The organism is Miniphocaeibacter sp., from assembly GCF_049276255.1.
Taxonomy (GTDB): domain Bacteria; phylum Bacillota; class Clostridia; order Tissierellales; family Peptoniphilaceae; genus Miniphocaeibacter.
This window is the reverse complement of record NZ_JBASWB010000079.1, coordinates 43,043-63,054: the sequence shown is the minus strand read 5'-3', so window position 1 is coordinate 63,054 and position 20,012 is coordinate 43,043. Positions and strand designations below refer to the sequence as shown.

Genomic DNA, 20,012 nt, shown 5'->3' with positions numbered 1-20,012 from the left:
AACAATTTTAAAATCAATAATCCCCGTCACATTTGTTTGAACAATTACTACATTGACTTCTTATAATATCTTCAGCATAAAAGCATTTTAACTCTTCAATATCATCTTCTGTTAATATTTTTACCTTAACTATTTCTGTTAATACATCAATATCATATACCTTTCCTTCTCCTTCTGGAGTATTAACAGTTGTACCTATTTTAGGAAGCTTCTTTAATCCTTCTTCATAGCCTTCTTGTTCATACTTTAAACAACACATTAATCTTCCACAAAGTCCGGAAATTTTTGTCGGATTTAAGGAAATAGACTGATCTTTAGCCATTTTAATAGATACAGGAGTGAATTCACTTAAAAACCTACTACAACAGCAGGTTTGCCCACAGGAACCAAGACCTCCAATTAATTTTGCATGATCCCTTACTCCTATTTGGCGTAATTCTATTCTTGTTTTAAAAATACTTGCTAAATCCCTTACTAATTCCCTAAAATCAATTCTATCATCTGAAGTGAAATAAAAAATAACCTTATTATTGTCAAAAGTATATTCACAGTCTACAAACTTCATATTAAGATTATGTTCTTTTGCCTTTATTTCACATATATCCAACGCATCTTTAGCTTTTTTCTTATTTTCCTTATTTATATATTTATCAGCTTCATCGGCAATACGAATAACCGGTTTTAAATCAGATACTAAGTCGGTTTCTTCTATTGTTTTAATATTCCCAATTGCTTTTCCAAATTCAATTCCTCTAGCAGTTTCAACTATTACATCATGACCTTCTTCTATATTAAATCCATTTGGACTAAAATAGTATATCTTACCTGCTTTTTTGAAGCGTATTCCTACTACTTCGACCATTTTGTTCCTCCATTATATATAATAAAAGCTCTTCATTTGAGAGCTGAAAATTTACATTAATTTTAAAATTATTTTTAATTTCCAAAACCTTATCTAAAATTTTTAATATATTTTCATTATTAAAAACATTAATCTTGTTATATATATCTTTATTGTCTTTATATATAAGCTCTTCAATATCCCCTGTATTTTTATAAATCAATAAATCATGAAAGAAATTATAAAAATAGGTATAAATTTCATCAGAATCATTTTTATTTTCATTAAAATAATCCCTCGATCTTGCTAGTTCTAATAATTCTCTATTTATACTATTAATTAGTATATTATTTAATTCCCTATTACTTCCACCATAGACCTGTAGTTCATTTTCTAAGTTTACAACTTGGCACCTTGAAATAATAGTCTTAATAATTTGTTCTTCGTTATTTGTAGTTAAAATTAACTTTCCATATTCTGGTGGTTCCTCTAAAATTTTCAATAAGGCATTTGCGGATTCTTTTCTAAAAAATTCTGCATTTTTAATTAAGACCAGCTTGTATTTTCCTTCAACTGGACTAGTACTTAAAAACTTTATAAGATTTCTAATATCTGCAATTTTTATATTTTTATTATCCGGTAATATTTCTAAAAAATCCACATAATTCCCCGATAAATATTTTTCTCCTAATTCTTTACCTAATAATTCGTATATAAAGGCCTTAGTTTCCTCTTCTAAGATACTTTCAGAACTGGAAACAAAAAGATAAGCATGAGAAACTCTATTATTAGACAATTGCTCCCTTAATATTCTATTTTTTAAAGCCATTAAAAGCTCTCACTTTTTTCCATATTCAATACAAAAATATTTGCATTATAAGATTTTTTGTCATCTGGTTCCTTAAGTCTATTTTCGCTAATCTCTTTAAAAGTCTTTAAAATCTCATTTAATTGTTCATCTTTAAATCCAATAATTAAAGTTGAATTTCCTTTTTTTAAAGCACCTCCAGTAGAGGATATTTTTGTACATCTAATTTTTTTAACTGCCAGTAATTTTGTTATATCATGAGATATATCATCTTCAACTATAGCTACAATAAATTTCATATAATCACCTAAAATCTATGATATTCTTCAACATCTAAAATAAAGACTGTTGCACCACCAATAGTTACTTCAACAGGATATGGCATATAGGAATCTGTAGGCATTGTTATATTTAACAATGATGAATCCGCTGTTCTAGCCTTGCAATCCTCTTCTATTATTTTTAAGCATTCTTCTACTCTTTCATCTTCAACACCAATTAAAAGGGTGCTATTACCAATTTTTAAAAAACCACCTGAAGAAGATAATTTTGTCATTCTAAAATTATTCTTAGCTAAATCTTCTCTTAGTAAATATAAATCTTGATCTTGAACTATTGCTATAATTAATTTCATTACTTCCTCCTAATCCTTTCAAGAATAATATTTAAACAATTTGAAAAAACTTCCTCAATGCTCTTAGTAGCATCAATTTCTATAAAATTATCATTTTCATGATACTTTTCAAATATATCCATATATCCTTTATATACCCGAGAATGAAAACTTTCATTCTCTAGTTCCATTCTATCTGCTTCAAATAAAGCATTTTTCCTTTTTAGAGTAGTTATTGGATCAACTTTGAAAAAAAGTACTAGATCTGGCTTTAAATCATTTGTAGCAAATTTATTTATTTCGTAAATTTCCTCTATACCTAATTTTCTTCCAGCTCCTTGATAGGCTAAGCTAGACAAAACATATCTATCAGATAATATAATATTACCCTTTTGTAAATTTGGAAAAATTACTTCTTCAACTAATTGAGCCCTTGATGCAGCATATAATAAGGCCTCAGTTCTATAGGTTAATTCCTTATTATTTTTATCTAATATAATTTCCCTTAATTTTTCAGAAATTGCTGTTCCACCTGGCTCTCTAGTTTTTATTATATTGTATCCTTTTTCTACAAGGCTATTATAAACCATATTAATAATAGTCGTTTTGCCTGAACCATCTGGTCCTTCAAATGTAATAAACAATGAATTTTCTCCTCCGATTATATTTATATTATACTATAATTTATTATTGAATACATAGGACAGTTGTTTAGTATGTAATTTATAAGAACTTTTTTTAAAAATAAAAAAACCTACCCTTAAATAATATTGCATAAGTCAATAATTTACAAGAATTTTACAATATTATAGAGTTTATACCATTAATATATATTTTCATCTTTAAAAGCAATAAAAAAGCAGATAGGTATATTCCCCTATCTGCAAGTATTAAAATTAAGCTTCTGTAGTGAACTTAGCTGAATTTAATTTTATTCCAGGTCCCATTGTTGAAGAAATAGAAACTGATCTTAAATATTTACCTTTTGCTGATGCAGGTTTTGCTTTAATAATAGCTCCCATTAAAGCATTAATATTTTCTGATAATTTTTCTTTACCAAAAGAAACTTTACCAACTGGAGAATGTATAATATTAGCCTTGTCAACTCTATATTCTACTTTACCAGCCTTAATATCTTTTATAGCGTCAGCTACATCAAAAGTAACTGTTCCGGATTTAGGGTTAGGCATTAATCCTTTAGGTCCTAATAAACGACCAATTTTACCTACAACACCCATCATATCTGGAGTTGCTACTGCAACATCAAAATCAAACCAGTTTTCTGTTTGAATTTTAGTTACTAAATCTTCTCCACCAACATAGTCAGCTCCTGCTGCTTCTGCTTCTGCTACTTTGTCGCCTTTTGCAAAAACTACAACCTTTAAAGCCTTACCTGTACCATGAGGTAAAACCATAGCTCCTCTTACTTGTTGGTCCGCATGTCTAGAATCTACTCCTAGTTTTACGTGTAATTCAACTGTTTCATCAAATTTAGCCTTAGCTGTTTCTAAAACTAAGTCTATTCCTTCACCTAAATCATAAGCTTTAGTTTTATCTATTAATTTAACACTGTCTTGGTATTTTTTTCCTCTTTTTGCCATTATGAACCTCCTTGTGGTATTATCGAAATTTTTCTCCCACTAATTTTATTCTTCTACTGTTATACCCATACTTCTAGCTGTACCAGCTACCATTTCCATAGCAGCTTCTACAGATGCTGCATTTAAATCTGGCATTTTTATTTCTGCAATTTTCTTAACTTGTTCTTTAGTTAAGTTTCCAACTTTTGTTTTATTAGGTTCTCCAGATGCTTTATCTAGATTTAATTCTTTCTTTATTAAAACTGGAACTGGTGGAGTTTTAGTTATAAATGTAAAAGATCTATCTTGATAAACTGTTAAAACTACTGGTATTATCATACCTGCTTGGTCAGCAGTTTTAGCGTTAAACTCCTTTGTAAATTGCATTATATTAACACCATGAGGTCCTAATGCAGTACCTACTGGTGGAGCTGGAGTTGCCTTTCCAGCTGGAATTTGTAATTTTACTATTGCTTGAACTTTTTTTGCCATTATAGTCCTCCTTAAAACTAATGTGGTTTGGCGGGTTCCCCCTCCCACTTGAATCTATATCGAACGAATTATTTCAATTATATTCAAATTTATATTTTTTCAACGTCATCAAAGTCAACTTCAACACTTGTATCTCTTCCAAAAATTGAAACAAATGCCTTAACTTTTCTTTTTTCAACGTTAATTTCTTCAACTGATCCAACGAAATCCTTAAAAGCTCCGGAAACAATTTTTATTGAGTCCCCAACTTCTACATCTAAATCCGGCATTGTAATATTTTCAACACCAAAATCTCTCATTTCTCTATCAGTCAATGGAACAGGTTTTGAACCTGGACCAACGAAACCAGTAACACCTCTAGTATTTCTAACTAAATACCAAGAAATATCATTGATTATCATTTTTATAAAAACATATCCTGGGAAGAGTTTTCTCTCTTTTGTCTTTTTTACGCCACCTACTACCGATACATATTCTTCTGTTGGTACCATTACCTCAAAGATATCGTCAACGTATCCTCTATTTTCTACCATTTTTTCTATGTTTGCTTTTACCTTATTCTCATGTCCTGAATAAGTATGAACGACATACCATTTAGCGTCCTTCGCTCTATCTTGTATATCATTATTTTGCTCTGTCATAGTAAAGGCCTCCTTCCCTACTTCTCTTTAATCTTAATTCTTATTTAGAAATTAGCTTATATAAGAAGTGGAAAACAGAATCTAAACCAAAAACTAACAAAATAACTATTAAACATACAACAACTACTACAATTGCGTAATTTAAAACTTCTTTAGGCGTAGGCCAAATAATTTTTTTCCATTCTGACATAACACCTTTTGCAAAGCTCTTCTTTGCAACATTTTTTTGTTGAGCCATATCGATCCTCCATTTCTAACTATCTAGTTTCCTTGTGTAGAGTATGACTTTTACAGAATTTACAATATTTTTTTAGTTCTATTCTGTTTGTTGTGTTTTTCTTATTTTTCATAGTGTCATAATTTCTATTTTTACATACAGTACATTCCAAAACTACCTTATCCCTCATTTTGCACCTCCTAAGAAAAATTTAAACAGAGTTTTTACTCATATTCATACTTGAATAATTTACCATAAATCAGCCATTTAGTCAATATTTTATTAAGTATTTAATAAATATAAAACAATAATCAGATTTTATTTTTAATTAAATTTATTAATTTCTGTTAATAAGACATAAAATATTACTAATTAGTGTTTAAACTTTTTAAACTGGGTATACTTACTTATGTAAATGATACTAAATACTAATTAAAGGAGATTTTAAATGAATAGCAATTTATTAGAAATAGAAAGAAAGAGAAGATCAATTTATGGACTTGGAAAAAATTTACCAATTTCAGAAGATGAAGTTTTAGATTTAATAGCAGATATAGTTAAAAATGCACCTTCTGCATATAATTCCCAAACTGGTAAAATAGCAGTCCTATTAAATGAAAACCATGACGATTTTTGGAATATTGTCGAAAATACCTTGAAAAAGAAAATGGGTCCAGACAGGGACTTTTCTAGGACTAAAGCAAAAATAGATGGTTTTAAAGCCTCTTATGGAACAATTTTATATTTTGAAAATAAAAATAAAGTAAAAGAACTTCAAGAAGCTTTTTCTTCTTATGCAGATAAATTCCCACAATATAGTCAACATTCATCTGCAATATTACAAATATTAATTTGGCTAGGCCTTGCAGAACAAAATGTAGGTGCAAATTTACAACACTATAATCCAATAATAGATGAAGAAGTAAAATCCAAGTGGGATATTCCTGAAGAATTCGAACTAGTAGCTCAAATGCCATTTGGCGAAATACTAAGCCCTGCAGGAGAAAAAGAGTTTGATCCAATAGGCGATAGAATTAAAATATTTAAATAATAATTAAACCAGATGAAAATTCATCTGGTTTAATATTTTTTATCTAGTTTTTTAAAAATTATTAAACCTATAATATATTGAAAGATTAGATAAATTATAAGGTAGGCCCATAGAATTTCTATTCCTTTAATCAAGTCTAACACTAAAATTATAGTCGAAGCTATAAATGATAAAAATACTATAATTAGCCCTACTATATAGGTATATCTTCCCGATATATTCCTTAAACTCTCTTTTCTTTCGTCTTATAACTCAATCTCTCTTAACTCCCTTATTTCCTCATATTTTTTAATATTCTTACTGGTTGTCCAATATATATACCTAATAATCGCCCCAAGCCTGATGCTATAAAGGCAAATCCTAGACCAAATATTATGGACTGAAATTTAACGGTATAAAACAATGTACTAATAAGTATCAAAATCCCCAGTAATAGGTAAGTTAAACCAATTATTAAATTATTCTTCTTCATATTTTTTACCCCTTTCGTGAATAAAAACTTCTTCAACGGTTTTCCCAAAAAAATCTGCAATAATAAATGCTAACTCCAATGATGGATTATATTTTCCAGTTTCAATAGAGCTTACAGTTTGTCTGGAAACTCTAATAGCTTTTGCAAATTCTTCTTGACTTAATTTTAATTCCTTTCTAAAATCCTTAATTCTATTTTTCAAATTATCACCATCTTTGACAAGGTTCCTTTATATTATTTCCAATAAAAAAAGATGCTTTAAAAGCATCTAGTTTTATTAATCTTCAAGTACATCATCTTCTATGAATTCATCGTAGTCGTCATAATCATCATAGTCGTCATCATATTCAAATAAGCATTCTTCTACATCTGAAAGATCATCATCCATAAATGTTAAATATTCTTCAACATCTTCAATATCATATGATAAAGCTTCAACTTCCTCTGCTAAATCATCTAATACATCAATCATACCTAATAGAAGTTTACCTGTTTTGCCATCTTCTTCTACGGATATTCCTTCAGCTAGTCCTCTTAAATATGCAATATTTTCATAAATATTATCCATTTTGAACCTCCTAATTTTTATACTCTTGATAAGTATTCGTTAGTTCTTGTATCTATTTTTATTATATCTCCTTCATTAATAAACAAAGGAACTAATACTGTTGCACCTGTTTCCACTGTTGCAGGCTTAGTTGCTCCTGTTGCAGTATCTCCTTTTACCCCTGGTTCTGTATGAGTTACTTCTAACTCTACAAAATTTGGAGCAGCAACAGAGAAAGGACTTCCTTGATAGAACTTAATTGTTGCATTGTCATTTTCTCTTATATAATCTATAGCATCTGAAACTCCATCAGCATCTATTGGAACTTGCTCATAACTTACTGGATCCATAAAATAGTATAGAGAGCCATCGTTATATAAGTATTGCATCTCCTTAGTTTCTATTCTTGCTTCCTGATATTTTTCTGATGGGTTAAAAGTTATATCTTTATTAGCACCAGTCATTACTGATTTAATTTTTGCTCTAACAAAAGCAGCACCTTTTCCTGGCTTAACGTGTTGGAAATCTATAATTTGCCAAACATCGCCATCCATCTCAAAAGTAGTACCCTTTCTAAAATCTCCTGCTGATATCATATGTACCTCCTAAATGTTTTCTTAATTAATTATATCAATAGAAAGAATGCTTAACAAGTTATCTTGCACATTCCGAATCTTTTCCTGTTAATATATTTAGTCCATGGTCTAATTCTGTAATAATATATTCTAAACTTTCCCTTACTGCTTTTGGACTACCTGGTAAATTTATTATTAAAGTATTGTTTCTTATTACCGATGTTGCCCTTGAAAGCATAGCTCTTTTAGTAATTTGTAAACTATATTGTCTTATTGCTTCTGAAATTCCGGGAACTAATTTAGTCGCTATATTAATTGTAGCTTCCGGTGTAACATCTCTTTTGCTAAATCCGGTACCACCTGTAGTTAAAATTAAATCCACCTGCTTTTCATCTGCAAATTCTATTAATTTATTTTCTATAGTATTTTGCTCATCTGGAATAATTTCATAAGTTACTATTTCATATTTATTTTCTAGTAATATTTCTTTAATAACTTTACCGCTTAAATCTTCTCTTTCGCCTTTACTACCTTTATCAGATATAGTTAATATAGCTGCTTTAAACATTTTTCCTCCTATGGAAATGCATTAATAATATGTTCAATGCTTTTTTCATCTTCTATAATTTCTATTATGTCAAATCTTGGTTGTAAATCATATAGATTATTTAATTGAATAAAGGATTCTGCTGTAGAAATAATCTTTTTTTGTTTACTTAAGGTTACAAAATCCCTTGGATAACCAAATTTAGTGTTTTTTCTTAACTTTACTTCCACAAATACAAGATACTCCTTATCTTGTAAAATCAGGTCGATTTCTCCAGTTTTACTACTAAAATTTCTATCTATATAATTATACCCTTTGTCCAGTAAAAACCCCAGTGCTAGATTTTCTCCTTCATTTCCAATAGTTCTAGTATTCATACTAATTTTTCCCTAATAATTTTTTTAAAAAACTATGTCGATGTATAGGCGTTACTCCTAGCCTTAATATTGCTTCCCTATGTTTTTTTGTTCCATATCCCTTGTTTTTTAAAAAATCATAACCGGGATATTTTTCATCAAAATCAATAAACATATTATCTCTAAAAACTTTAGCGACTATTGAAGCACAAGCTATAGGATAACAAATGTCGTCTCCTTTTATTAAGGATTCCTGCCTAATATCTAAATCAATATTCTCTGCATCAATAAATGTAATATCAGGTGAAAATTTTTCTCCATTTTTATCTTTTAAATTTTCTACTGCTATTTTCATTGCAAGTCTTGTAGCTTGTTTTATATTAATTTCATCTATTGTTTTCTCATCTACTACACCTATACCTATGGCTATAGCCCTTTGTCTTATTTCCTCATTTAAAGCTATTCTTTTTTTCTCAGATAATTTTTTTGAATCCTTTACTCCTTCAATAAAATCACCATTTGGCATTATTATAGCACATGAAACTACAGGCCCTGCTAATGGTCCTCTTCCAACTTCATCAACACCTGCAATTTTAAAATTACTATTATAATATTTTGTTAAATCATAATCGAACATCTATATCCTCTACTTTTTCTAAAGTAATTTTCCCCAATACTCCCTTTCTAAATTCATCTAGTATAATATTAGCTGTTTTTGTATAATCTATTTCATTGCCTTTTAAAATAGCACCTCTTCTTAATGCTATTTCATCCATAATTTCCAATGTAGCTTTATTATCTGTATCAATATTATATCTATTAGAAAGTATTTTAGGGTCTATTTTTTGTAAAGTCTCTATTAAAGAAAATGCCAAATTATCTACATCCATTATTTCATCTTTAATAGCCCCGGTGTATGCTAAATTAAGTCCAGTTAACTTATCTTCAAATTTCGGCCATAAAACTCCTGGTGTGTCTAATAATTCCATATTTCCAGAGGTTTTAATCCATTGATTATGACGAGTTACGCCTGGTCTATTTCCTACTTTTGCAGATTTCTTTTTAGCCAGTCTATTTATTAATGTCGATTTTCCTACATTTGGTATTCCTACAATCATTAATCTTATTTTATCTGATAAAATATTTTTTTCTTTGTTTTTTTCAAATTTTTCCTTTAATTGTGACCGACATGCTTTTTCAATATTTTTAACGCCATAACCTGTTACAGAATTTATCATAACAGTTTCATGACCTTCCTTTTTAAAATACTCCATCCATTTCTTATTTTCATTTTCATCAGATAAATCCATTTTATTCATTAATATAATTCTAGGTTTATCATCTAAAATTTCATCTATTAATGGATTTCTACTTGAAATTGGTATTCTTGAATCCACTAATTCTGCAACAACATCTACTAATTTCAAAGATGATTTTAGAGAATCAATGGTTTTTTTCATATGCCCTGGATACCAATTTATATTCATATTATTCATATTTTATTCCTCACAACAAAACTAATTAACTAATTTAAGTTTAATATAAAAAATTCAATACCTCAATTAATTATATAATTCTTAAATATAAATCTTTAAAAAATATTTTACCATATACAAGGATTATTAATTTTCTCTAACTATATTGTAGGCTATCCTAATATTTTAATAAAAAACTAAATTATTTATAACCTACATCAGTTCTCTTCCTTAGCTGTGTTAGGTCATAATACAACTTTTTTTGCCAATCATTCTTCGTATTCTTGGAAAAGAATGTGTTTGACCTACATCAGCTCTCTTCTTTCGCTGTCTTAGGTCATAATACAACTTTTTTTGCCAATCATCCTTCGTATTCTTGGAAAAGAATGTGTTTGACCTACATCAGCTCTCTTCTTTCGCTGTCTTAGGTCATAAAAAAAGCGCTATTAATAGCGCTCCTATTAGAAGTTTTTATATTCTTTAACTTTTGCAGCTTTACCTACTCTATCTCTTAAGTAATATAATTTAGATCTTCTAGCTTTACCTTTTCTTGTAACTTTTAAGTTTTCGATTCTTGGTGAGTGAATTGGGAAAGTTCTTTCAATACCTGTACCATAAGCTACTCTTCTTACAGTAAAAGTTTTTCTTGAACCAGTTCCTTGAATTTTAATAACTGTTCCTTCGAATTTTTGAACTCTTTCTTTTCCACCTTCAACAATTCTATAGTCTAATACTACTGTATCACCAACATTAAAATCAAAACTGTTTTCTCTTAATTGTTCTTGTTCTATTTGCTTGATTATATCCATTTGTAAATCCTCCTAATTTATAAATGTTCATGCTATTAAGCAGAGGACCATCCGTTTTACATAACTTTGTGATTATATCATAATAAATTTTCTATTTCAATTTATTATTTTTCATATATTTTTCATATATATCCGGTCTTTTTTCCTTAGTGTTTTTTAGTGAACTTTCATATTTCCATTTTTCTATTTCTTTATGGTTTCCACTAAATAACACCTCTGGCACTTTAAGTCCATTAAATTCTCTAGGTCTTGTATATACATTATTCTGTAATAACAAATTATAGTGGGAATCTGTTACTGCACTTTCTTCATTACCTAGAACACCTTCTACTAACCTAGAAACTGAATCTATTACTACCATTGCAGCTAATTCTCCGCCAGTCATAACGAAATCTCCAATTGAAAGTTCCATATCAACATAATTATCAATAATTCTAGAATCTATTCCTTCATAATGTCCACATAATAATATTATATCATCATAATTTAATAGCTCTTTGCATAAGTTTTGATCTAAAACCCTACCTTGTGGAGACATATATATTACAATAGAATTTTCTGTTCTTACATCCATAATAGAATCATATACCGGTTGTGGAGTCATTAACATTCCTGCTCCTCCACCGTATATTTCATCATCTACTCTCTTGTGTTTATCTTTAGAATAATCCCTTATGTTTTTTACAACTAATTCTATTTTTTCTTGCTCAATTGCTTTTCCTATAACTCCATAGGTATTTAATGAATTAATAAATTCTGGAAATAAAGTTAATACTTTAAATTTCATTAGAGCATTCCTTCAATAAGTTCAACATAAACTTTTTTATTTTTTAAATCTATTTCCTTAACAAATTCTTTAACTGCCGGTATCATAAATTCTTTTTTATTTTTACTTTCACATAAATAAATATCATTTTTAGAATTAATTAGTACGTCCTTAATATAGCCAACTACCTTAGAATCGTTAATAATTTCCATACCAATTAAGTCAGAAATATAATAGGTATCTTCTGGCAATTCCATTCTGTCTTCTTCTTTTATATATATATATTTACCTTTGAACTTCAATACTTCATTTATATTATTAAAGCCTTCCAGTTTAATATACACCAATCCTCTATACAAACGACTTTTTATTATTCTAACCTTAATTTTTTCATCATCAAGATAAAAATCTATATCGTCTTCAAATCTATTTGGATTATCCGTTAGAGGATAGACTTTCAAATCACCTTTAATTCCATGTGTATTTGTAATATATCCTACTTTTACAAATTCCATAATTACCTACTGTATAATGTCCACTACTACTTTAACGCCATCTTTAATAGCCGCTGCCTTTACTACTGTTCTTATGGCCTTAGCTATTCTTCCTTCTTTACCAATAATTCTACCTAGATCATTAGGATCAGCCTTTACTTCTATTATTAAGGTATTTCCTTCTTCCCTATGTGTTACAACTACTGCATCTGGATTTTCTACTAGTTCTTTAGCAATAGTTTCTACTAATTCAACCATAATACCTCCTAATGGTAGGACTCTTATTCTGATACTTCTTCTGAATTATCGTTTTTAGTTTCGTAAACACCGTTGTTTTTAAATAATCTATTTACTGTATCAGTAGGTTTTGCACCATTTTTAATCCATTTATTAACTTTTTCAGCATCTACTTTAACTGTTTTTGGTTCTGTTAAAGGATTGTAGTATCCTATTTCTTCAATAAATTTTCCATTTCTAGGTGCTCTTATGTCTGCTACTACTATTCTATAAAATGGATTTTTCTTTGATCCCATTCTTTTTAATCTAATTTTTACTGCCATTTATAAAACCTCCAAAATATTGTTTAAAATTTATTTAAAAAAGGGAAGTCCAAATTTTCCTCTTTTTTTCATGCTTTTGCTCATATTACCCATTTGTTTCATCATTTTTCTTGTTTCTTTAAATTGCTTCAATAATTTATTTAACTCAGAAACCGTTGTTCCAGAACCTTTTGCTATTCTTTTTCTTCTACTAGAATCAATTATTTCCGGGTTTTCCCTTTCATAATTAGTCATAGATTGAATCATAGCCTCAATTCTTTTTATTTCCTTATCTCCAAAATTCAACCCCTTTAAAGCTTTTGAATTAACTCCAGGAATCATTCCTAATAGTTCGTCTAATGGGCCCATACTTCTTATTTGATCTAATTGTTCAAGAAAGTCATTAAAAGAATATTTTTGTGATCTAATTTTTTCTTCTAATTCTTTAGCTTTCTTTTCATCTATTGCTGTTTGTGCCCTTTCAATTAATGAAAGAACATCTCCCATACCTAGTATTCTTGAAGCCATTCTATCTGGATGGAAAGGTTCCAGTTCGTCTAATTTTTCTCCAACACCAATGAATTTAATTGGCTTTTCTGCAACATTTCTTATTGATAATGCCGCTCCACCTCTTGCATCACCATCAAGTTTGGTTAAAATAATTCCCGTAACATCTAATTCATCATTAAAGGACTTTGCAACATTAACTGCATCTTGACCTGTCATTGCATCAACAACTAAAAGAATTTCATCTGGATTAACTGTCGACTTAATATCCTTTAATTCCTGCATTAGTTCTTCATCAATATGAAGCCTACCTGCAGTATCTAGAATTACAACATCATTACTATTCTTCTTAGCTTCTTCTACAGCTTGTCTAGCTATTTCTACAGGACTAATTTTATCGCCTAATGAAAAAACAGGCACATCAACTTTTTCCCCTACAACTTGTAACTGTTTTATTGCTGCCGGTCTATATATATCTCCTGCAACTAACATAGGTCTTTTACCTTGTTTTTTCAAATGTAGTGCTAATTTACCGCCATGTGTAGTCTTACCAGCTCCCTGTAATCCACATAATAATATTACAGTTGGTGGACTTGAAGAAAAGTTTATTTTTGCTTCACTTTCCCCCATTAGCTTTGTTAATTCTTCATTAACAATCTTTATAACTTGTTGTCCAGGAGTAAGACTTTCCATTACCTCTGCTCCCAGCGCTCTTTCTTTAACAGTTTTAATAAAGTCCTTAACAACTTTAAAATTAACATCCGCTTCTAAAAGAGCAAGTTTTACTTCTCTCATAGCAACGTCAATATCTTTTTCTGTTAATTTTCCTTTTCCTGTTAATTTTGAAAGTGCATTTTGTAATTTGTCCGATAGGTTTTCAAATATCATAAATAATTATCTCCTGCATTTTCATCTAAGAATTTATCTATTTTAAAAATAATATCCTTATATATTATCTCTTCACTAAAGCTATATTTCAAAGCTAAATTATTTAAATCATCTTTAATGTTTTTTAATAATTTACTTGCATTGTAGCTTTTATTTATTAAATTAAGTTTTTTTTCAAAACCATACAGCCTATTAATAGCTCTTTTTAAATTTTCCGATACAGCTTGTTTAGAAATATTATTTAATTCAGCTATTTCTGTTAAAGATAAATCCTCATTGTAATACTCATCAACCATTTTAAATTGTTTTTTAGACAATAACTCACCATAATAATCAAAAAGTATTGCAACTTCCACTAGCTTTTCCATAATTACCTCTTTTGCACTGTCAACCTTTTACATTGACCTTGTATATTATACTTGCAAAATATTTAAAAGTCAATGATTTTTTTATGTTTTTTACACAAAAATAGCAACTAATAAAATAAAAAATATGCCTATTAGAAAATAATATTTGGCATATGATTTTTATTAAATAATTCCCTTGATTTTTTATACTATTACAAGTTATCCTAAAACAAATCACAGATTTGGGGTTAGGAAGCTCCTTCTTGTTTCCCTTTTTTCTTTCTTCTCTACATACTATACTTTTTACTCTAGGTTTGTGCAGACTGGTTCTTACAAGCTTCTTCGAACCTTGGGTAACTCTTGCATTAGACCTACCGCCAAATCATAGATTTGGGGTTAGGTCTTTCACTGCTTCGTTTACCAAATCACAGATTTGGACTTCGCTGTATCTGACCTACATCTTCTTGCCAAAGACGCAAGAAGTGTCAGGTCATTAATCCCTACCTGGTTGGAATTTTGGATAATATTTTATTGTTCCAAGTCTTCTTCTCCAGTAGTTTAAAAATCTTTTTAAGTTTCTATCTTCTTTATACCATTGAGTAAATTCAAAACCATTTGCTAATAATTCTTTAACATATTCCTTATCTTGTTCGTTAGCATATTTTTTAAGTACTAATGGATCTACATATAGCCATAATTTTTCATTTTTATGGTAATAAATAGGCTTATCTTCTTTATATATAAGATCATCTACAAGAAATGTAACAAAATTACAACCACCTGTAGTCATATAAAAACTGGAACGCCCCTGTCTAATATTTATTTCAAATACTTTATACTTCTTGTCCCTTATATCATATTTAAAATCAAAGTTTGCAAATCCTCTATAGTTAATATCTTCAAGGAATTTTTTACACATTTCATAAATTTCAGGGTTATCCTGTGTTACTAAGGCATTATAATTTCCAATTCCCTCCGGTAAGGATTCATCTAGTAGGCATTTTCCAAAGCACATCATTTTAACCTTACCTTTTGAATCTACATAGGCATTTAAAACAGCCATTGTAGAATGATCTCCTGGAATATAGTCTTGAACTATTAATTCGCCACTATAACCTGCATTATAAATATCATTAATAATTTGATTATATTCTTCTTCATTATTTGCCTTGTAGGCCTTCTTTTTTCCTGGAAAATCCAAATCCAAATATTCTATACTATCATTTGCCTTGACAGCTAAAGGAAATTCAAAAGGAACTTCATAATTATTTCTCATATCTTTAGAAATCACATAGGTGTTTGGATAATTTAAATTATATTTTTCACAAATTTCATAAAAATCTTTTTTATTTTCCAATTGTCTTTGTAATTCTAAGGGAACATAGTTAAATAAATAATATTTTTCCAATAGATCCCTATTTTCTGTAATAAGACTTGTATAGCCATCTGAACAGGAAATAAGTAATAATTTTTTCCCTGTACTTTTATATTTTTCGGCAATTTCTACCATTTTATTTGAAAATACATCCTGTTTATCAAAATCTTTAAAGGTAAAAACTTCTACTATTTTCGAATTCTGTGTAAATGGCAAAGCTTGTTTTCCCAAAGCAATGGATTTTATACCATAGGCTTGGTGAAAGGACCTTGCTACACCATATGCATTTATATCTGTTCCTAATATAATAGGAAGAAAAACTGTATTCATTGTAACTCCTAACAAATTAATTTTTTATACTATATTATAGTAACATAATATTTAATAAACTATTAATATAGTATATTTTATTCTTAAAAATTCCAAAGAAAGTATATACCTTCTTTGGAATTTTTACAAGATATGAAAAGTCTATATTATTATACTTCTACATCAATAAAGTTAAATTTACCTACATCAAACAAGCCTTTATCTGTAAGTTTAACTTCCGGTATTACTGCTAAGGACATAAAACATAAGGTCATTATTGGCTCTACATCTTTATTTATCTTTAAATTATCATAGGCAATTTCATGAATTTCAGATAGTTTTTCATCTACCCATTCGCCTGATTTATCGCTCATAATACCACCTAAAGGCATTGGCATACTTCCAATTACCTCTTCTTTATCTACAACAATAATTCCTCCATTTTGTTTCACCAATTCATTTACAGCAAAATACATATCCCTATCGTTAGCACCAACTACTATAATATTGTGTGAATCATGAGCAATTGATAAGGCTACTGCACCATTTTTTAGACCATATCCCTTTAATAGTCCTGTTGCAACATTTCCTGTGCCCTTGTGCCTTTCAACTACAGCAACTTTTAATATGTCCCTATCTTCTGAATAAACAAATTCCTTATTTTCATCTATAGTTACTTCTTCTACAACTTTTTTTGTTACAACACCACCTGGTTGAATTTCAATTATATTAGCCTTACCTGAAGGTATTTTTAATTTTAATTTGTCCATTGTAAAATCTTTTACATTAAAGCTACTTCTTACAATATCGCTGTTAACTTTTTCTATATCGAATAAATATTTCCCATTTTCAGCTACTTTTTCACCACTAATATATACCTGTTCTACTTTAAACTTATTTAAATCCTCAAGAACTACTAAATCAGCCTTATATCCTGGTGCAATAGCCCCTTTCCTGTATAAGTTAAAACATTCTGCCGCATTTAATGAAGCCATTTGAATTGCTGTTATAGGATCTATTCCAGATTCAACTGATATTCTTAAATGATTGTCAATATGACCTTCTTCTAATATGGTTTTAGGTTGTCTATCATCAGAACAGAACAAACACCTTCTGCTATTTTCCTCTGTAACCTCTTTAATTAACAAGCGTAATTCATGACAAGCAGAACCTTCTCTTAATAGAATATACATTCCATTTGATAGTCTTTCATGCATTTCCTCAGCAGTACTACATTCGTGCTCCGTATTAATTCCAGGTAATATATAGGCATTTAAATCCTTACCTGTAACTCCCGGAGAATGGCCATCTATTAACTTTCCATTCTTTATAGCTAAGTCTAACTTATCTATTACCATAGGGTCTGCGTTAATTATTCCCGGAAAATTCATAAACTCTCCCAGCCCTAGTATTTTTTCTTTATCTATATGCTCTACCATATCCTCTGCATTTATAACTGCTCCTGCATTTTCAAAAGGAGTTGCCGGTACACATGAAGGAATCATAAATTTAATATCTAATTTAGTATTATATGATGCATCTATCATATAATCTAAACCATCTAGGCCATTTACATTTACAATTTCATGAGGATCAGCAATTATAGTTGTTGTACCACAAGGTACTAAAAGACTTCCTAACTCTTCAGGACTTAAATAAGATGATTCAATGTGAATATGCCCATCAATAAATCCTGGAGAAAGGTATTTCCCCTTTAAATCTAATTCTTCTACACCTTTATAATCACCTATTCCAACTATGTAATCTTCAAATATACCTACATTTCCATTAATTATTCTATGGCCAAATACATCTACTATTTTACAGTTTTTTAAAACCTTACTACATGGTGTTCTTCCAGCTGCTGCATCTATTAATGCTTTTAATTTTAATTTATCCATAGTTTCCTCCTATTAAGAAAATATTCTAAATCCTTTCTTATATTATATAGCATCTAATCTAGCTCTAAAAGCAAATACACTAAGATATAATCATTTGTATAATAAAAAACATATCTTAACTCTAAGGTTAAAATATGTTTTTCAACTCAAAATCACTTATTATCGGGATCCTCCACCGACTCCCCCTCCAAAGCTGCCACCGCCGCCGCCAAGACTTGAAAATCCACTTGAATCTGTAGAGGAATAGTCGTAGGTGGAACTTGCATTTGCGGATATTTGTGTAATCATCATAATTGTATAAAAATCATAAAATGAATTATCCATATATTCAGGATAAATATTCTTAAATTCCTTACTTAATTTTTTTACTTTACCAAATAAAGCTGCATAAATCATTATTTCATCTAAAGTATCATAATCTAAATCCTTATTATTTGCACTAGTATAATCATTTATATGGTTTTCGAATTTACAAATATTTGCTGCTAAATCCTCTCCTTTTGAAGTATAGTTAGTCTTAATATATTTTGAAAAAGTTTTTACTTCCCTTGTTTTTTCTAAATATCCTAATTCTATTAACTTCTCTTTAGAATTGTCACTAACATCATCTAATAAATCAAATAAATCTTCATGATTTTTTTGAATCCATTTAGTAAAATCATTTGATTCAAACATATCACTATCATCTACTACCTGTAATAAAAATCCAAAAATAGTATTTTCAAAATAATCTGTAGAAGAATATTCTCTGTCTAGTACTTTAAAAGCCTTTATTTTGTTTTTATCATTCTTTATACCTTCAATTTTCTTTGTTTGTATCCACTTTAGAAAATATGCTGCAAGATAATTTGAAAGATAATTTTCATAATTATCCCTTATAATAATGAATAAATCTTCTAAATTTCCTTTGTAGGGGATTTGACTAGAATATTGCCCTTTATATTGGGATTTTTTTATTTTCAAATTATTTACATTGATGCCTAAATATTTGTCAGATTTAACCCTTTTAGCTTGCCAACCTAACCCAGCTACAAGTAAAGCAATAGCAGTTAAAGCCACTCCTGCGATAAATTTAGGATTTACTTTGTTTTTTACAATTTTAGCTGAGCCTTCACCTTTCCCATCGTTATCTATTGAATAAGAAGTATTTTTAAAAGCTTCTTCTTTTACCTCCATAAAATCCTTATCTATCTTATTAGCTATAGTAAAAATATTTTTATCGAATTTTATTAATACCGTAACATAATGGTCAAACTCCAAAGCTTCTAAAGATGAAAAAACAGCCTTACCATCTTTTACTGATTTTTTACCCATATGGCCCAGTGACCAAGATGAAATGTCATCACTTGTAAAATTATAATCTCCTTTACCTATTGTTATATTAAATTCCTTTGGAGATTCACTTAATTCATTGTTTATAAATTTCCAATATAAAACTTGTGCATCCTTTAATTGTTTAACTAAATTTGTTACGGTATATTTTACTTCAAACCTATTGTTCCCATATTCTGTTATACCATAGCAAAGTTCATATCCATCGGACTTCTCAACTATTCCATACTTTCCTGCCTTTTCTTCAAAAGTCCCATTAATATTCCATTCTTCAACAAACTCCATAGGTTTGCCATTATGGCTAACAGTAAAATCCTTAATTATCGAATTACCCAAATCACCTATTATTATATAATGTTCTGTATTTTTATCATCGTTATAATCCCAGTTACTTGTAATAATCCCATCTCCATTATCCAATAAATCAACATCTATAAACACTGAATTTAATTCTGCTGCAAATGATATATTTGGAGTTAAAATCAAAATACAAATAGTTAATAATAATTTAATATATTTCTTTTTCATAT

Annotated in this window: 29 protein-coding genes; 1 reads left to right on the top strand and 28 read right to left on the bottom strand. The window is 29.0% G+C overall.

The window, feature by feature from the left end:
- Positions 1–13: 13 nt before the first annotated feature.
- The 10 genes from WAO56_RS10920 to rpmG all read right to left on the bottom strand — a co-directional run bounded on the left by WAO56_RS10920 (position 14) and on the right by rpmG (position 5,382).
- Complete coding sequence (locus WAO56_RS10920) at positions 14–862, bottom strand: PSP1 domain-containing protein (protein ID WP_422142957.1); 849 nt, start codon at positions 860–862, stop codon at positions 14–16.
- Complete coding sequence (locus WAO56_RS10915; protein ID WP_422142956.1) at positions 822–1,670, bottom strand: ATP-binding protein; 849 nt, start codon at positions 1,668–1,670, stop codon at positions 822–824. Before WAO56_RS10915 ends, WAO56_RS10920 begins: the two co-directional genes overlap by 41 nt.
- Positions 1,670–1,948, bottom strand: a complete 279-nt coding sequence (locus tag WAO56_RS10910; RefSeq protein ID WP_422142955.1) for a cyclic-di-AMP receptor — start codon at positions 1,946–1,948, stop codon at positions 1,670–1,672. Before WAO56_RS10910 ends, WAO56_RS10915 begins: the two co-directional genes overlap by 1 nt.
- Positions 1,949–1,956: 8 nt before the next feature.
- Positions 1,957–2,283, bottom strand: coding sequence for a cyclic-di-AMP receptor (locus WAO56_RS10905; RefSeq protein WP_422142954.1), 327 nt, complete (start codon positions 2,281–2,283; stop codon positions 1,957–1,959).
- Complete coding sequence (gene tmk, locus WAO56_RS10900) at positions 2,283–2,906, bottom strand: dTMP kinase (RefSeq protein ID WP_422142953.1); 624 nt, start codon at positions 2,904–2,906, stop codon at positions 2,283–2,285. Before tmk ends, WAO56_RS10905 begins: the two co-directional genes overlap by 1 nt.
- Before the next feature lie 252 nt (positions 2,907–3,158).
- Positions 3,159–3,863 (bottom strand): 50S ribosomal protein L1, encoded by a 705-nt coding sequence (rplA, locus tag WAO56_RS10895; protein WP_422142952.1) that lies wholly within the window; start codon positions 3,861–3,863, stop codon positions 3,159–3,161.
- Positions 3,864–3,908: 45 nt separating this feature from the next.
- Entirely contained in the window at positions 3,909–4,334 is a 426-nt protein-coding gene (gene rplK / locus WAO56_RS10890; protein ID WP_422142951.1) for a 50S ribosomal protein L11, read from the bottom strand.
- A gap of 89 nt (positions 4,335–4,423) precedes the next feature.
- A complete protein-coding gene (gene nusG / locus WAO56_RS10885) occupies positions 4,424–4,975 on the bottom strand; it encodes a transcription termination/antitermination protein NusG (RefSeq protein ID WP_422142950.1) in 552 nt (183 codons plus the stop codon).
- A gap of 40 nt (positions 4,976–5,015) precedes the next feature.
- The gene (gene secE / locus WAO56_RS10880; protein WP_422142949.1) at positions 5,016–5,213 is read right to left on the bottom strand and encodes a preprotein translocase subunit SecE; all 198 of its coding nucleotides are present in this window, start codon (positions 5,211–5,213) and stop codon (positions 5,016–5,018) included.
- Positions 5,214–5,232: 19 nt separating this feature from the next.
- Positions 5,233–5,382, bottom strand: coding sequence for a 50S ribosomal protein L33 (gene rpmG / locus WAO56_RS10875; protein ID WP_243660359.1), 150 nt, complete (start codon positions 5,380–5,382; stop codon positions 5,233–5,235).
- Between the two features lie 258 nt (positions 5,383–5,640).
- Here rpmG and WAO56_RS10870 point away from each other — a divergent pair, with 258 nt between their 5' ends.
- The gene (locus tag WAO56_RS10870) at positions 5,641–6,243 is read left to right on the top strand and encodes a nitroreductase family protein (protein ID WP_422142948.1); all 603 of its coding nucleotides are present in this window, start codon (positions 5,641–5,643) and stop codon (positions 6,241–6,243) included.
- 271 nt (positions 6,244–6,514) lie between these two features.
- Here the strand turns inward: WAO56_RS10870 and WAO56_RS10865 are convergent, their stop codons facing one another.
- The 18 genes from WAO56_RS10865 to WAO56_RS10780 form a co-directional block, all read right to left on the bottom strand.
- Positions 6,515–6,715 carry a hypothetical protein gene (locus tag WAO56_RS10865; RefSeq protein WP_422142947.1) on the bottom strand — a complete coding sequence of 67 codons (201 nt, stop codon included), beginning with the start codon at positions 6,713–6,715 and terminating at the stop codon, positions 6,515–6,517.
- Positions 6,702–6,917 (bottom strand): helix-turn-helix transcriptional regulator, encoded by a 216-nt coding sequence (locus WAO56_RS10860; protein WP_422142946.1) that lies wholly within the window; start codon positions 6,915–6,917, stop codon positions 6,702–6,704. The genes WAO56_RS10865 and WAO56_RS10860 overlap by 14 nt, the downstream gene beginning before the upstream one ends.
- Positions 6,918–6,992: 75 nt before the next feature.
- Positions 6,993–7,283, bottom strand: coding sequence for a CD1247 N-terminal domain-containing protein (locus WAO56_RS10855; RefSeq protein ID WP_422142945.1), 291 nt, complete (start codon positions 7,281–7,283; stop codon positions 6,993–6,995).
- A 17-nt stretch (positions 7,284–7,300) separates the two neighbouring features.
- Positions 7,301–7,858: an elongation factor P gene (gene efp, locus WAO56_RS10850; RefSeq protein ID WP_422142944.1), complete on the bottom strand. Its 558-nt coding sequence runs from the start codon at positions 7,856–7,858 to the stop codon at positions 7,301–7,303.
- Between the two features lie 58 nt (positions 7,859–7,916).
- Complete coding sequence (gene mog, locus WAO56_RS10845; RefSeq protein WP_422142943.1) at positions 7,917–8,405, bottom strand: molybdopterin adenylyltransferase; 489 nt, start codon at positions 8,403–8,405, stop codon at positions 7,917–7,919.
- Between the two features lie 8 nt (positions 8,406–8,413).
- On the bottom strand, positions 8,414–8,761 hold the full coding sequence (locus tag WAO56_RS10840) for a YraN family protein (RefSeq protein WP_422142942.1): 348 nt from the start codon (positions 8,759–8,761) through the stop codon (positions 8,414–8,416).
- A gap of 1 nt (position 8,762) precedes the next feature.
- Positions 8,763–9,377: a ribonuclease HII gene (locus WAO56_RS10835; RefSeq protein ID WP_422142941.1), complete on the bottom strand. Its 615-nt coding sequence runs from the start codon at positions 9,375–9,377 to the stop codon at positions 8,763–8,765.
- Complete coding sequence (gene ylqF / locus WAO56_RS10830; RefSeq protein ID WP_422142969.1) at positions 9,364–10,227, bottom strand: ribosome biogenesis GTPase YlqF; 864 nt, start codon at positions 10,225–10,227, stop codon at positions 9,364–9,366. Before ylqF ends, WAO56_RS10835 begins: the two co-directional genes overlap by 14 nt.
- Before the next feature lie 449 nt (positions 10,228–10,676).
- On the bottom strand, positions 10,677–11,024 hold the full coding sequence (rplS, locus tag WAO56_RS10825; protein WP_422142940.1) for a 50S ribosomal protein L19: 348 nt from the start codon (positions 11,022–11,024) through the stop codon (positions 10,677–10,679).
- A gap of 91 nt (positions 11,025–11,115) precedes the next feature.
- Positions 11,116–11,811, bottom strand: coding sequence for a tRNA (guanosine(37)-N1)-methyltransferase TrmD (gene trmD, locus WAO56_RS10820; RefSeq protein WP_422142939.1), 696 nt, complete (start codon positions 11,809–11,811; stop codon positions 11,116–11,118).
- The gene (gene rimM, locus WAO56_RS10815; protein WP_422142938.1) at positions 11,811–12,305 is read right to left on the bottom strand and encodes a ribosome maturation factor RimM; all 495 of its coding nucleotides are present in this window, start codon (positions 12,303–12,305) and stop codon (positions 11,811–11,813) included. Before rimM ends, trmD begins: the two co-directional genes overlap by 1 nt.
- A gap of 6 nt (positions 12,306–12,311) precedes the next feature.
- A complete protein-coding gene (locus tag WAO56_RS10810) occupies positions 12,312–12,542 on the bottom strand; it encodes a KH domain-containing protein (RefSeq protein WP_422142937.1) in 231 nt (76 codons plus the stop codon).
- Between the two features lie 23 nt (positions 12,543–12,565).
- Positions 12,566–12,844: a 30S ribosomal protein S16 gene (gene rpsP, locus WAO56_RS10805; protein WP_422142936.1), complete on the bottom strand. Its 279-nt coding sequence runs from the start codon at positions 12,842–12,844 to the stop codon at positions 12,566–12,568.
- 30 nt (positions 12,845–12,874) lie between these two features.
- A complete protein-coding gene (gene ffh / locus WAO56_RS10800; protein WP_422142935.1) occupies positions 12,875–14,218 on the bottom strand; it encodes a signal recognition particle protein in 1,344 nt (447 codons plus the stop codon).
- Positions 14,215–14,586, bottom strand: a complete 372-nt coding sequence (gene ylxM / locus WAO56_RS10795; RefSeq protein WP_422142934.1) for a YlxM family DNA-binding protein — start codon at positions 14,584–14,586, stop codon at positions 14,215–14,217. Before ylxM ends, ffh begins: the two co-directional genes overlap by 4 nt.
- Positions 14,587–15,058: 472 nt before the next feature.
- The gene (locus WAO56_RS10790) at positions 15,059–16,270 is read right to left on the bottom strand and encodes a carboxylate--amine ligase (RefSeq protein WP_422142933.1); all 1,212 of its coding nucleotides are present in this window, start codon (positions 16,268–16,270) and stop codon (positions 15,059–15,061) included.
- Between the two features lie 149 nt (positions 16,271–16,419).
- Positions 16,420–18,150 carry an adenine deaminase gene (ade, locus tag WAO56_RS10785; RefSeq protein ID WP_422142932.1) on the bottom strand — a complete coding sequence of 577 codons (1,731 nt, stop codon included), beginning with the start codon at positions 18,148–18,150 and terminating at the stop codon, positions 16,420–16,422.
- A gap of 159 nt (positions 18,151–18,309) precedes the next feature.
- Entirely contained in the window at positions 18,310–20,010 is a 1,701-nt protein-coding gene (locus tag WAO56_RS10780; RefSeq protein ID WP_422142931.1) for a DUF2207 domain-containing protein, read from the bottom strand.
- Positions 20,011–20,012 lie beyond the last annotated feature (2 nt).